Genomic DNA, 13,987 nt, shown 5'->3' on the forward strand with positions numbered 1-13,987 from the left:
AGTTCTCGAAAGTGACGACTTTCTCACGATGAGACTACCGATACTTTGCTCCCAAAACTTTTCTGCACCAGTGAGGGCTCACCCAGTGGATCCCATATGGACTGCTGACAACTGTGAGCAACACCCAAGACAAAACTATTGATGAAACACTTGAGGTGACAGATGAAAAGCATCAAGCTCAGCCAGTAATTATGCAATTTTACGATGTTGAAAATTGACCCAGCAACAAGTATTGTCATCTAAAGCTATGAAAGAAAACTGCATTTTAGTGGTCGATGATGACCCAATCAATTTTGACGTAATCGAGGCTTTATTAGATCAATACAGTTATGAGCTGCACTATGTCAGCAGTGGCAACTCGGCTCTAGCAATTCTGGATGAAGTTGACCCTGACTTAATTTTGTTGGATGTCATGATGCCTGGCATGAATGGCGTCGAAACCTGTCAGCAAATTCGGTCTAAGGCTCAGTGGGCGACTGTTCCCATCATCATGGTGACGGCTTTAGATAACACCTTGATTATGTCCCATTGTCTGACCGCTGGGGCCAATGATTTTGTGACTAAACCCATTAACTCAATCGAGTTAAAAGCCCGCATTCAATCAATGTTGCGGATTAAACAGCAATATGATGACATTCAAAATCTCTCTGCGCTACAAGCCAATACGGTCTCATTTTTACAAGAAACCTTAGATGAACTGCGAGGTAATTTGGCTCGCAGTCTATCCCATGAGTTGAATACTCCGATCAACGGCATTCTGGGGACTCTATCGCTCCTCAAGGATGATCTCGAAGAGATGGCAGTGGATGAGATCAAGGAAATCTTAGCCTGGACTGAGACATCCACTCGCCGTTTAGAAAGCCTCACTCAGAAATTTTTGATTTATCTAGAACTGGAGTTAAAGCGCTCATCTTCACAGCTAGAGTGCTCAGATGATTGGATATTTCCCGGTCAGGAGCTGCTCGAAGAACTGTCTGCCCGCGCGCAACAAGTGGGGCGCACCTCAGACTTAATCTGTGATTTCAGTACTGGGCCGGTATCTATCCCTCAACGATATTTAGTCATTGCCCTGCGGGAGCTCGTTGATAATGCCTTGAAGTTTTCGCAACCAGAGACCCCGGTAAAAGTGACGGGAAAACTTGATCAGAGGCAATTAACGCTGACAGTACAAGATTTTGGTCGCGGCATGACGCCAGAGCAAACTGCCAAGATTGGCGCTTTCATGCAATTCGATCGGCAACTCTATGAACAACAAGGCGTTGGCATTGGCTTGCGGATTATGCATAAAATTGTGGAGCAGGCAAATGGTACTTTTGAAGTACATAGCCAAGTTTCATCAGGGACGAAGGCGATCATCAATTTGCCACTGAATCTGGCGATCGCTTCTGAATTCAAAACAGCATCTATCGATCATGGCGATGACTAATCAAGACGGACAGAAAAACATTCTTGTAATTGATGATGTGCCGGATAATTTTGACGTCATCACGACCCTTTTAGCAGGATTGGATGGTTGCTTTCACTATGCTAGCGATGCCCTCACTGCGCTTAACAGAATAGATATTTATCAGCCTGATCTCATCCTGCTAGATGTCATGATGGCAGGCATGGATGGTCTAGAATTTTGCCGCCGGATTCGGGCACTGCCAGAGTGGCAAATGGTGCCAATAATTATGGTGACCGCCCTTGCCACCAAAGCGGATTTAGCAGCTTGTTTAGCCGCTGGGGCGAATGACTTTATCAGTAAGCCTCTCGATCGCGTTGAGTTGATGGCTAGAGTCCAGTCCATGCTCAAAATCCGCGATCAATATCTCCAGCTAGCCTCTTTTAATCAGCGTTTAGAACAAGAGGTGGCGAAGCGCACTCAAGAGCTCCAGACAATCATTCGACAAGATTCATTGACCCGTTTGCCGAGCCGGACTGGGTTGCTGGAAACGATGCGCGATCGCTGGTTGGCGACGTCGCAGTCAATGACGTTAATTTATCTGGACTGCGATGACTTTAAGCTGATTAACACTGCCTTTGGCCATGAAACCGGCAATCAATTGCTAATTGCGATCGCCCAACGTCTAGAGCCTCTGTTACGTCCTCAAGACATGCTCGCCCGCCTGGGCGCGGATGAGTTTTGTTGCTGGTTGCCTGACACCGATGCGGCGGGGGCAGAGGCCATGACTCAGACTCTATTGGCAGCTTTTGAACGTCCCTTTATGCTGCCAAACTGTGAGATTTTTATGACGGTTTGTGCGGGCATCGCTGTGAGCGACACCCTCACCACTAATGTCGAAACCCTATTGCAAAATGCGGATACGGCGATGTATCAGGCAAAGCAAAAAGGTCGCAGTCACCATCGGCAGTTTGATCAAAATCTCCAACAGCAGATCGCCCAACGACTGACCTTAGAAAATGACATCAAACGAGCCTTAGAGCGGCAGGAGTTTGTCACCTATTACCAACCGATTATCAATTTAGACTCGCACCAAGTTGTCGGTTTGGAAGCACTCGTGCGGTGGCAGCATCCCACCAAAGGTATGATTTCACCAGGAGAATTTATTCCCTGTTTAGAACTGACTGGTTTGATTATTCCGGTGGGACTTATGGTGCTGCGGCAGGCTTGTGTGCAATTACGACAATGGCAAGCGATGGGGTATGCCGACCTGATGATGAGTGTTAATCTCTCTGGTCGTCAGTTTAATTCACCAACGTTATTGACGGATATTGATCAGGTCATCGCCGATACGCAGATTGATCCGGCTTGCTTGAAGCTCGAAATTACGGAAAGTGCGATTATTGAAAATGCGGATGCGGCGATCGCAATCACCGAAGCGTTGCGATCGCGCCATATTCAAATTAGCCTTGACGACTTTGGTACGGGTTATTCTTCTCTAGGCTATTTACATCGCCTGCCAATTAATACCCTCAAGATCGATCGATCATTCGTGAGCAGCGCCTCCAACTTGCAACGCGCGATTTCGATGGTGGAAACCATCATGGCGTTAAGTCATAAGCTACAGCTATCGGTAATTGCTGAGGGCATTGAAACCCTGGAGCAAGTGCAATGGTTAAAGCAATGCCGTTGTCAATTTGGCCAGGGATACTACTTTTCTAAACCGCTTGCCGCAGACGCGATTACCCAAAAATTTTTCGCCTCAGCTGACACATTGGCAACATAGAGAATGTGCTGAAGACAATGGACAAAAGTCAGTTGGTGAGACAACCCTGATGTCGGGCAAAGGGGGCGAAATTGGGCTGATGAGCAATATCGCCAGTGTGTTGAAAGCCCCGATTGAGCAGGGAACAACGGCAGCGGGGAATCCACAATCTGTCAGGGATGGAGATTGGCGCGGCAATTCTCCTGGCGACTCGGCTGCTGGAGCGCGATCGCTAAGCGATGTGCCTGCAATTAAAGTACCTACTCTCGACTAAAAACTGACCCAGCCACCCAGCGACCTAACTACTCAGCCACCCAGCCACCCAACCCCTGCCGTTACCGAGATGTTATTTCCCCGCCGATCGCTAAGCGATGCTATCGGCAGTCAGCGCGGGTACCGAGGAATGAGCCTCAGCCCCACCACAGGCGGCCTGCATAAACCCTAGAAATAGCGGGTGCGGCGCACTAGGGCGAGATTGAAATTCAGGATGGAACTGGCTGGCAATGAAGAAGGGATGGTTCGGATATTCAATCATTTCCACCAGGCGACCGTCCGGCGAGGTACCGCTGATCACGTACCCCGACTCGTCAAACAGATTGCGGAAAGCGTTGTTGAATTCGTAGCGATGGCGGTGTCGCTCGTAAATGACTTCGTCGTGGTACAGCCGACTCGCCAGGGTATCGGGCTTAATCCGGCAGGGATAAAGCCCCAGCCGCATCGTGCCGCCCAAATCCACCACATCCTGCTGCTCGGGCAGCAGACTAATCACCGGGTTAGGCGTGTCGGGATCCATTTCTGAACTGTTGGCCTGTTCCAGGTGGGCTACATTGCGTGCCCACTCCACGACGGAGCATTGCATCCCCAAACACAGCCCGAGAAAGGGAATTTGATTTTCTCGCACGTACTGGATGGCGCGAATTTTGCCGTCTACCCCCCGGGTGCCAAATCCCCCCGGCACCACCACGCCGTCGATGCCCTTAAGCAAAATGGCGGGTGACTGGTCCTCGATGTCTTCAGAGTTGACCCAGCGGATTTTGAGGTTAGCGTGGGTGGCGATCGCGGCGTGCTGCAACGCTTCCGAGACGGACTTGTAGGCGTCGTTGAGACTGACATATTTGCCCACGATCGCAATTTCCACATCACGATAGGTATTGTGCATACCATCGACGATCGCCTGCCAGTGGGTCAGATCCGGTTCGCGCTGCTCCATGCCAAAAATATCGAGCACCTGATGGGCCAAGCCTTCTTGTTCTACCATCAGCGGCACTTCATAAATGCTGTCCACATCGTGCGTCGTGATGACACAGTTCGTAGGGACGTTACAAAACTCGGAAATCTTTTCTTTGATGCTGTACGGGATCGGCTTTTCGGAACGGCAAACCAGAATATCGGGCTGAATACCGATCGAGCGCAATTCCTTCACTGAATGCTGCGTCGGCTTCGTTTTGACCTCGCCCGCCGCCGCGATGTAGGGCACTAAAGTGACATGCATATAAATCACGTCATGGCGGCCCACGTCTTTCCGAAACTGCCGAATCGCTTCCAAAAACGGCAGGGATTCAATGTCGCCCACCGTGCCCCCAATTTCTGTAATCACCACGTCGGGGTTGGTGTTGCGGGCGACGCGATGGATGCGTTCTTTAATCTCGTTGGTGACATGGGGAATCACCTGCACCGTACCGCCTTCGTAGTCGCCGCGCCGCTCTTTGTTGATCACCGCTTGGTAAATGGAGCCCGTGGTGACGCTATTGAGCCGCGACATCGCCGTATCGGTAAAGCGTTCGTAGTGGCCGAGGTCGAGGTCGGTTTCCGCGCCATCTTCGGTGACGAAAACTTCGCCATGCTGAAACGGGCTCATCGTCCCAGGATCAACATTGATGTAGGGATCGAGCTTCAAAATGGAGACGGAATAGCCCCGCGATTTGAGCAGCCGCCCCAAACTGGCGGCGGCAATCCCCTTTCCAATACTGGAAACCACGCCACCCGTGACAAAGACAAACTTAGCCATATGCTCTGTAATCCCCAAGACCAATGAAGATCGCCCCGCGCATCCACAGCTTACCGACGGGCGATCGCGATTTACTGCTGTCGTTTTAACCCATTAATTCTGCCATAGTGATCCAGCGTCCGCCGATTTTTTCCCCGCCGTTGTAGTGGGCCGCCGCCGACATATTAAAATCACTGCCAGGAAGGCCAGCTAGACTCAACTCGGGAGCGACGGGGCAAAGCCTATGATGATTTCTGATTTGCGGTGGATGGGCCTGGGGGCCTTGGGGAGTGTGGCGGTGATGGCTCCAGCGATCGCCGATACCGAGGCCGACCTGTTTGTGGCGTATCCGCCCGCGACCCACCAAACGGTGAGCGATCGCATCTTTTTGATCGGCACCGCTGATCCCGAGCAGCCCGTCCTGGTCAACGGCGAGCCCATCGAATACCGTAGCGCCGCAGGCCACTTTGCCCCCACCGTACCGCTGGAACCAGGAGAAAATACCCTCACCCTGACCCAAGGCGACGACACCCTCACCCTTACGATCACGCGAATCTCGGCCACGCCCACGGTGCCCCCAGAGTCGTGGTTTGTCCCCGAGTCCCTCGTCCCGCAGGTGGATATCGCCCGCCCCGCTGGCGAACTGGTGTGCTTTGGCGTACAGGCCATCCCGGATGCGGACATTGCGGTGAACTGGGCCGATCAGGTGATTCCCCTCGCCCCGCCGCCCACTGCCGTCACCCTGCCCCCTAACTACGCGGTTCTCACCTCCCAAAATGAGCCGGTGCCCTTAGCAGCGACCCCCTATGAAGGTTGCACCACGATGCCAGCCGCAGGTGAACTCGGCCCGCCTACGTATTCCATGGCGACTCGCGATCGCCCCGAAACGGTCACGGCTCCCGGCAATATCAGTCGCCTAGAAACCACCGACTTTTTTCCAGTGGCGGCAGTGACCGTCGCCTCGGGGATCGCCAGAACTGGCCCCAGCACCAGCTATTCGCGGATCACCCCCCTGCCCCAGGGCACCCGGGCCGCTATTACGGCGACGGAAGGCGACTGGTTACGGCTCGACTACGGCGGTTGGATTCGCGCCTCAGAAACGGCGATCGCCCCAGCGACCGCGCCGCCCCGTTCCATCATTCGCAGTGTCACCTCCGAGCAAATTCCCGGCTGGACGGAGGTGCGCTTTCCGTTACAAACCCCAGTGCCGATCGCGATCGATCAAACTGCCGACACCCTCACCCTCACCCTGCATAACACCACGCCCCAAACCGACACCATCTACTTTGATGTCGATCCCGTCGTGCAGCGGCTGGACTGGCAACCCGTACTACCCGATCGCGCCCAGTTCCGCTTTCAGTTCCGCACGGATCAGCAATGGGGCTACAAGGTGCGTTATGAGGGAACGACTCTGGTGTTAGCTCTCCGGCATCCCCCCGCATTGGCGACCGACTCCCTGGCGGGCGCGACGATCCTGCTCGATCCGGGGCACGGCAGCGAGAATGATCTCGGCGCGCGCGGCCCCAACGGCTATCCCGAAAAGGATGTGAATTTGGTGGTCTCGCAGCTGCTGCAAGCGGAGCTAGAGGCCCGGGGAGCCACCGTGGTGATGACCCGCGAGGGCGACGATGACCTGTTTCCAGGCGATCGCGTGGACATCATCAACCAAGTTGAACCCACCCTCGCCCTCAGCCTCCATTACAATGCCCTGCCCGATGCGGGCGATGCCCTCAATACCGCTGGCATCGGCATGTTTTGGTACCACGCCCAGGCCCACGACTTGTCCGAATTTCTGCACAATACCCTGGTGCAAGACCTCGATCGCCCCTCCTACGGTGTTTATTGGAACAACTTGGCACTGACCCGGCCCACCGTCGCCCCGTCAGTATTGTTGGAGCTGGGCTTCATGATTAACCCCGACGAGTTTGAATGGATTACCGATCCAAGCGCCCAAGCAACACTCGCGGCTGAGTTAGCCGAGGCGATCGCGCAATGGCTCAACACGAACGTTCCGCCGCAGTAAGCCAGCAAAATATTGGTTTATGAGGAAAAGGGTTGTCACCTTTCTAAGGGTGGAAATATCCATTTAGGCGCGTTAATTTAGGTTGCAATCTGTAGAGAAATAACAACGATCGCCATTCTTTTTGGAAGGAAATAAAGATCTTCCCTAAAACATAAATAGGATCATGCAATTGTCTTGGAACGGTGACTTAAAAAAGGTGTCTGCGATCGATCTGCTCGCCATCATCAGGGATCTACAGGCCCACTATGTAATATCCCATGAAGTCTGCGACGTGACCTATGAGGTCGCTTTTGAGAGGAGCGAATCGACGCAAATTCGAGTCGTAAGCCTTTGACAACCAGGCTCGCCGTCAGGTGAACGGAAACGTCTCAGATTGGCCATTGCCCAATCAGTCCCCCACTCCCAAAATAGGCCACTCAGTACTCATATCTCGGTATCGGCATTCAAATGCTACATTGCCCCCTTTCTCTTCTCAATCCTGAAGAAACCTGGAGTTGATTGTCCTTCAGAATTAGGAAATGAGGCGCATAGACACAACTGAGAAATACTCAGCCTGACTAACACCGCTCATGATGCTCACGACTGTTTAGGAGTGGATTAAGATGACGCAAACAATCATCAATTTAACGCTACCCGTTATTCAAAGAAAAGTTGAAGCAGCGTTGGAAAATGTCCCTGCTAAATCTATGCCGATGACGGAAATTACGAATCGACTGCAAGAAAAGCTGGTGGCTTACGTCGTGAGTCGCATGCCGACCTATTACGTCACTGCGGAACAGCATCAACCCTGTTCGCTCGAAAATCCCATTAGCTGCTTTTCTCAAGCTCAGCAAGCAGAAATGGATCAACTCATTGATGCAGGCTTGCGGCATTTAAGCGCCCGTCGTAGTAGCTGGGAGACCCAGGCACAAGCCGTCACTGGCAGCTTTGAGTCATCCCCCTCCCACTGGTTTGGCTAGAAACCCGTGCTCGCGGCGTTCGGTTCTACCCCTAACAGATTCCCTGGCTTTCCAGTAGGCTCTACGTATTAGAGCAATTTTTTCACTGGGGAGTGGATGACCGACCGACGGATCACCCCCAGTCTCAGACCGGGAGGCCAGGGTGGAGGCAGCGACTAACCAAACTCGCTTAAGCGATCTGTTAATGGATTTAGACGGGGGCTCAGAGCATACTCCTCTGAGTGGTGCCGTAGCCCGTGGGACTCAGGCCAGACTGATCGCTGAGGCGGAGTGGCGGGCGGCGATCGCGGCACTGACTCGCCTGTTGCCCACCTTGCCCCGCCCTACCCAAACAACATTCGATGAGTATCCCCTCGGTGGCCTGGCGCTGTCGGGGCCAGTGCCCGTGTTGAATGAAGCAGATTTCGGCCCCCGATTTGAATCGTGGGTAGTGACGCCGCAGCCATTGGCCCATGCGTTGCAGGGACAGCACGCTCTGTTGCCCAGCGAGGGGGCCGACTTGCCAATCGCGCCGCCGCAAAATCAGGTTTTGCCCTTAACGATGCATAATCCCCTGCTGGCCGAGCGGTTTTGTTTGGTGGCGAGTCCAGCTTTGAGCTTAGCGATGGTCTTGGGCGAGCCCACTGGCGAGAGTCCGTGTTTGCAATACTCATTTGATCCCGCTGCGCTGTTAGCGCTGTGGCAACAGATCCGTCAGCACATTGCCGAGCCCGCGATCGCCAGCCTGGACTATCTCGACGAGCGCTTTTCCCAAGCGATCAATCCCCCTGACTATCGCGTGATTACGCGATTTACCCAGGTGATGATGGCCCAGTTGCCCCATCGTCAGAGCGCCACCCTGCAAGCCAATGACGAACGCGGACATCTCCGGTTTACGCAATGGTCAGCCCCCACGCCCCACCCGGGACAGGCCCCCGAGCTATCGTCCGTATTGCCCGCCATGTCGGTATCAGAGCCCCGCGCGGAGACCTTCAATCAGCAGGTCGAGTTGCTCCAGGCGATGGCCCATGAGATTCGGACGCCGCTGACGACGATTCGCACCCTGACGCGATCGCTCCTGCGCCGCAAAGATGTCACGACGGCGGCCAAACAGCGACTGCATCGCATTGATGCCGAATGTACCCAGCAAATTGATCGGTTTAACCTGATTTTTCGCGCCGTCGAGTTAGAGACGACGGAACGCGATCGCCCCCGGTCTTCCCTAACGCCCATCGCCCTCAACCAAATCTTTCAAGACGCCATTCCCAAGTGGCAGCAGCAGGCCGCACGCCGCAACCTCAAACTCGATGTCCACTTGCCGCCCCACCTGCCGCGCGTGACCAGTGACCCCACATTGCTCCACGAAGTACTGAACGGCGTGGTGGAATGGTTTACCCAATGCCTGCCCCCCCGGAGCCATGTCCATATGGGCGTGACTTTAGCGGGTCATCAGCTCAAGCTCCAGTTTGAAGCCGAGCCGTTGAACGGTCATTGCGCGACGGATGCGCGGGTAAACTTCCGCCGTCCGCCCCTCAAGTCAGTCGGGCAACTGCTCAGCATCGTCCCCGAAACCGGCGGCGTTAGCCTCAACCTGGACGTGACGAAAAACCTGTTTGAATTTCTCGGCGGCAAACTGATTTTGCGCCAGCGCCCCGAACAGGGCGACGTCCTGACGGCCTTTTTGCCCTTGGATACCCGAGAAATCTAGCCGTCACAGCAGCGCGGGCGTCTGCAACAGCTGCTGTGAATCCAGCGCTTGCAACTGCGAGTAGGCATCCTTGATTATTGCCTGCCCCCGCAAGAATCCAGTGTTCGCGGCGGGACAGGCATAGGCCAGGGTCGCGGCGGTGAAGCGGTCTTGCAGTTGTTGCACCTGGCGCAACTGCCGGGGCCAGTGAAAGGTTTTAGAAAATCGCAGGGGCTGGAGCTGACCGTCACGATTGGGGAGTAAATGCCGCCCGGTGAACAATATGCCCCCCTGCTGCGGCAGATAAACACAGGCCGAGCCGGGGGAAAAGCCAGGCGTCCAAAACACTTCTCCGCCCCCTGGTAGGGGGTAGCGATCGCGATAGGTCACCAAATTCGGCAAATCTGGCAGCAAGTAAGCTTCCTGTTCTTGCACCAGCACTGCCGGACAGTTCAGGGCGGCTTGTAGCGCTTTGGCCTCACCACTGGCCCCACGATGGGTGATCACCCAATATTGCACGCCCCCGCGATCGCGCAAAAAATCTACCACTGCGGGTTCATTCGCAGGCGCATCGATTAAAACATTTGCCGTGTTGCCCGCGTCATCCTGGCCCCCACAAAAGTAAGCCGTACCCCCCAACGTGGCTCGATTAGGCGGAAACGCATACACGGTTTCAAATAATTGTTTGGGGGGTTTGACCGACACCATAAATAGCCCCTGCACGCGGCAACCAGAATCACGAGCGCGGCAGCGTCTAATCCGTTAACCCTACTACTCTCGCTTTCTTGAACAGTTGTTTACCCTAACATGGGAATTGGCAACGTTTGCTAGGGTATTGACAGCGCCGGATCCCCCGGCGGAGGTGGTCAAGCAGTCGCTGTGCCGGATGGCAGTCTCAGCTGCTTATTGGCAACAACAATGCGCGCGCTGGGTCGGCTCTGGTCTAGACCCGGCAATATTTTGAGACTTCGGCAGATTCATCGTCGCGGTAGGATAAGGGAACAAATCATTGGTCGAGTCATTTCCGCAAGCTGCCGTGGCGTTAATATTTGGTAACGGCTTGCCTGACGTGAGACAAGCAGGAACCCCAGTCAAATGCTGATTTTATTGCTGTTACTCAGCATCTTTACGTACTACGTGGTGAAAAAGAGTGTCGCTGACCTGACTCGCACGCCCACGTGGATGCTTTGGCTGGTCATGATGATTCCAGCATTTGTCTTGGCGTTCTGGAGTCTCAGCGATCGCGCCGACGAGCCCTTTCCCATTGCCGTTTTGCTCGGCCTGTTTATCGTCTGTCCGGTTTTATACTGGTTTTTGATTCAGTGGGGACGCACTCCCCAAAAGGCGGGTCAACAAACCCCATCAGCGCAGCAGACCGCCACTGAGGCAGTCCGCGCCGCCGCCGAAAAAGCCGCCATTCCACCGCTAGAGAAAGAAGAAGAAGCGACGATTCAGCACTGCTTTCCCTGGTCGGTCTACTATTTGCAAAACATTGAATATCGTCCCCAAGCCCTGATTTGCAAAGGCCAACTGCGATCTTCGCCCACCGTGGCCTACAACACCGTGCGCGCAAATATTGAAACTCACTTTGGCAAGCGCTTTTTAGTCGTTTTTCAAGAAGGGTTGAACGGCAAGCCATTTTTTGCCTTAGTGCCTAATCCCGAACGGCAAAAAGCGAATCAACCCGCGCGACCGGAGAAACTAGCGCGTCCGGGTTTGGCTTTGGGGCTGCTTGTGGCTACGTTATTTACGACCACCATGGTAGGGGCCTTCATTGCTGGGGTTACAGAAGAGTCTTGGCAGGCGGATCCCAACTTGTTTTGGCTGGGACTACCTTATGCTCTGTCGCTGTTGCTGATTTTAGGCACTCATGAATTTGGCCATTACATGGCCGCGCAACGCTACAAGATGAAGGCGACGTTGCCTTATTTCATCCCGATTCCGTTTTTCCTGGGTACGTTTGGGGCGTTCATTCAGCTGCGATCGCCCGTGCCCAATCGGCGCGCCCTGTTTGACGTGGGCATTGCGGGGCCCTTGGCGGGTCTAGTGATGGCTCTACCGCTACTCATCTGGGGGCTGGCCCATTCAGAAATCGTCCCAATGCCAGAAACCGCTAGCCTGTTGAACTTTGAAGCGCTTGATCCCGGCGCATCCATTGCTTTAGCCCTGTTGAGCAAGCTCGCCCTTGGCAGCCAACTCGGCATGGATCAGGCCATTCATCTCCACCCAGTTGCCGTATCCGGCTGTTTAGGACTGGTCGTTACCGCGCTGAATCTGATGCCCGTCGGCCAACTGGACGGCGGCCACATTGTTCATGCCATGTACGGCCAACGCAACGGGGCCATTATTGGTCAAGTTTGCCGCTTTTTGGTGCTGGGGCTCACCTTTGTCCACAGCGAGTTATTTATCTGGGCGATTTTGCTATTCTTTATTCCTGCCATCGATGAGCCCGCCCTCAATGATGTGAGTGAGCTAGATGACAAGCGCGATCTTTTAGGACTCATCACATTAACCCTCTTGGTGCTGATTGTATTGCCCACGCCAGGCCCATTGAAAGCGCTACTCTTTTAGTGCAAGTTGCATGATTGGGCTGCGGCGAGTCGTTATTGCCCCCTGTGTTCCATGACTCAAGACATCACCCGCTGGCTGACGGAAATTCGTACCCTACAGCAACAGCTAGAAACGGTGCGCCAAGAGCGTGATCAGGCTTACCAGAGCGCTGCCAACTGGCGGCAACTTTATGATGCCGAAGCGAAGCAACGTCGTGAAGAAGTGGAGACGTCAAAAGCGACTGAGGCGACACTGCGCACTGAGCTGTCCACCTTACGATCGCACCACACTGACGCGATCGCCGCTGAACTGGAAAATCATCTCGACAGCACCAATCTCGACTCCATCGAAGGCTTGCGGGCGGAACTCATCAAAGCCTTGCAGACCTGCGATCAGCTCCAAAATGCGCTGAATGCGGAAAAATATGACCATGCCGAAACCCGCAAAACCCTCACGTCGGCCCTGGGAGAAGCGATCGATGCCTTCCATCCTTCCTCTAGCTTGGTGAAGCAAGATCCTGCCGAATAGGCGCGATCGCTCATCACTCACTCATTGGCCAGCATCCAAAGCGCATGAGCGAGCTCACCATCGCACCTTTGCCAATTATGGAAGAAAAATTGATCTGTTGATCTGTCAGATCTTTGAGCCCTCAGGGGCAATACAGGGGCAGTGCCAGCATGGTCACGCTAGTGTCAAGCAACGTGAAAATTCGCTTTCATCGATTGGTCATCATGCTTTGCAAGCATATTATGGCAAGTGAAAGTTTTAACGCCTACGGCCCCTCTTGTTGCCAAGAATAAGGTTGAGACGATATCTGGTTTTTCTCCTGGCTAAGAAGAGGTGAGATCAGGTTTTCCTTTAGCAGGCATCACTCGAGTTCTCAACTTAGACGGAGGAGAGTGCCAACGGGTCGCGTCAACTCGGCACCACGCTACTCACGTACCGACTCTCACATTTCACTCTCCACCACCACGACTGAATGACTAAAGCCCATGAATAATCGACTTTTTAGCACCCTGGGGGCGATCGCCCTGCTTAGCACCACGACTGCCTGTATGACACCACCTGCTCCCGAAGCGCCGACGGAGCAATCGGCCTATGGCGAAATCTCGTTGCCACCGGAAAGCCAGCGGTTTGGGGCCTATCCTGAACAAATCGCCCTCGATGCCTTTGGGATGGAGGAGCCGATGGAAGGCAACTTCAGCCAGGAGACTCAACTGGTGGAGCAGACTTCGGAGAGGGCGATCGTCACACTGACGCAGACAGGATTGCTCGACGACTCGGTGGAGGGCATGCGCTACTGGCTGGAGTTTGACGCCGGGGAGGCGGCTTAGGAAATGGTCTGGGCCGGTCGCCAAGTGCGCGGCTATCCCGGTCGCGGCTCCCAAGACTGGACCACAGAACTGTGTAATTAAAGACGCGGTTGCAGCACACATCCCTGTTGGGACGCCCAGCGTGGCTTTCAAGCGTCCATAAGCTCCGCCGCCGTCACGACTCCTTGGATAACTACCCAGTAGGTACAAGTCGCTCCAAGCTATATCAAACAAGGCTTCCAAGGGATCGGCAACTAAATAAAGTACTCGTTCAATTCGGTTTCGACTTCGCTCAACCTACCAGTATCGAGAGTTGAGCGGAGTCGAAACTCAGTCCATG

11 protein-coding genes are annotated in these 13,987 nt (G+C 54.1%); 9 read left to right on the forward strand and 2 right to left on the reverse strand.

What is annotated here, in order from left to right; translation table 11 throughout:
- Positions 1-247: 247 nt before the first annotated feature.
- Genes JUK32_RS20670 through JUK32_RS20680 form a run of 3 tightly spaced genes read left to right on the forward strand, consistent with a single transcriptional unit; the run spans position 248 to position 3,423 of the window.
- Positions 248-1,426, forward strand: coding sequence for a hybrid sensor histidine kinase/response regulator (locus JUK32_RS20670; protein ID WP_204140762.1), 1,179 nt, complete (start codon positions 248-250; stop codon positions 1,424-1,426).
- Positions 1,419-3,170 (forward strand): EAL domain-containing protein, encoded by a 1,752-nt coding sequence (locus JUK32_RS20675; RefSeq protein ID WP_204140763.1) that lies wholly within the window; start codon positions 1,419-1,421, stop codon positions 3,168-3,170. The genes JUK32_RS20670 and JUK32_RS20675 overlap by 8 nt, the downstream gene beginning before the upstream one ends.
- Positions 3,171-3,219: 49 nt before the next feature.
- A complete protein-coding gene (locus JUK32_RS20680; protein ID WP_204140764.1) occupies positions 3,220-3,423 on the forward strand; it encodes a hypothetical protein in 204 nt (67 codons plus the stop codon).
- A gap of 90 nt (positions 3,424-3,513) precedes the next feature.
- Here JUK32_RS20680 and JUK32_RS20685 read toward each other — a convergent pair whose 3' ends face one another.
- The gene (locus JUK32_RS20685; RefSeq protein WP_204140765.1) at positions 3,514-5,157 is read right to left on the reverse strand and encodes a CTP synthase; all 1,644 of its coding nucleotides are present in this window, start codon (positions 5,155-5,157) and stop codon (positions 3,514-3,516) included.
- Between the two features lie 223 nt (positions 5,158-5,380).
- Here JUK32_RS20685 and JUK32_RS20690 point away from each other — a divergent pair, with 223 nt between their 5' ends.
- The 3 genes from JUK32_RS20690 to JUK32_RS28510 all read left to right on the forward strand — a co-directional run bounded on the left by JUK32_RS20690 (position 5,381) and on the right by JUK32_RS28510 (position 9,805).
- On the forward strand, positions 5,381-7,159 hold the full coding sequence (locus JUK32_RS20690) for an N-acetylmuramoyl-L-alanine amidase (RefSeq protein WP_239112904.1): 1,779 nt from the start codon (positions 5,381-5,383) through the stop codon (positions 7,157-7,159).
- A 602-nt stretch (positions 7,160-7,761) separates the two neighbouring features.
- Entirely contained in the window at positions 7,762-8,118 is a 357-nt protein-coding gene (locus JUK32_RS20695) for a hypothetical protein (RefSeq protein ID WP_204140766.1), read from the forward strand.
- 142 nt (positions 8,119-8,260) lie between these two features.
- Positions 8,261-9,805 carry a sensor histidine kinase KdpD gene (locus JUK32_RS28510; protein WP_204140767.1) on the forward strand — a complete coding sequence of 515 codons (1,545 nt, stop codon included), beginning with the start codon at positions 8,261-8,263 and terminating at the stop codon, positions 9,803-9,805.
- Positions 9,806-9,808: 3 nt separating this feature from the next.
- Here the strand turns inward: JUK32_RS28510 and JUK32_RS20705 are convergent, their stop codons facing one another.
- Positions 9,809-10,492, reverse strand: a complete 684-nt coding sequence (locus JUK32_RS20705) for an MBL fold metallo-hydrolase (RefSeq protein ID WP_204140768.1) — start codon at positions 10,490-10,492, stop codon at positions 9,809-9,811.
- 387 nt (positions 10,493-10,879) lie between these two features.
- On the opposite strand from JUK32_RS20705, the gene JUK32_RS20710 reads away from it, so the two are divergent.
- The 3 genes from JUK32_RS20710 (at position 10,880) to JUK32_RS20720 (ending at position 13,668) form a co-directional block, all read left to right on the forward strand.
- Positions 10,880-12,355, forward strand: coding sequence for a site-2 protease family protein (locus tag JUK32_RS20710; RefSeq protein ID WP_204140769.1), 1,476 nt, complete (start codon positions 10,880-10,882; stop codon positions 12,353-12,355).
- A gap of 51 nt (positions 12,356-12,406) precedes the next feature.
- Entirely contained in the window at positions 12,407-12,862 is a 456-nt protein-coding gene (locus JUK32_RS20715) for a hypothetical protein (protein ID WP_204140770.1), read from the forward strand.
- Between the two features lie 464 nt (positions 12,863-13,326).
- A complete protein-coding gene (locus JUK32_RS20720; RefSeq protein ID WP_204140771.1) occupies positions 13,327-13,668 on the forward strand; it encodes a hypothetical protein in 342 nt (113 codons plus the stop codon).
- The last annotated feature ends 319 nt before the right edge of the window (positions 13,669-13,987 follow it).

Origin of the sequence: Halomicronema sp. CCY15110 (genome assembly GCF_016888165.1) — a bacterium.
Classification (GTDB): domain Bacteria; phylum Cyanobacteriota; class Cyanobacteriia; order Phormidesmidales; family Phormidesmidaceae; genus Halomicronema.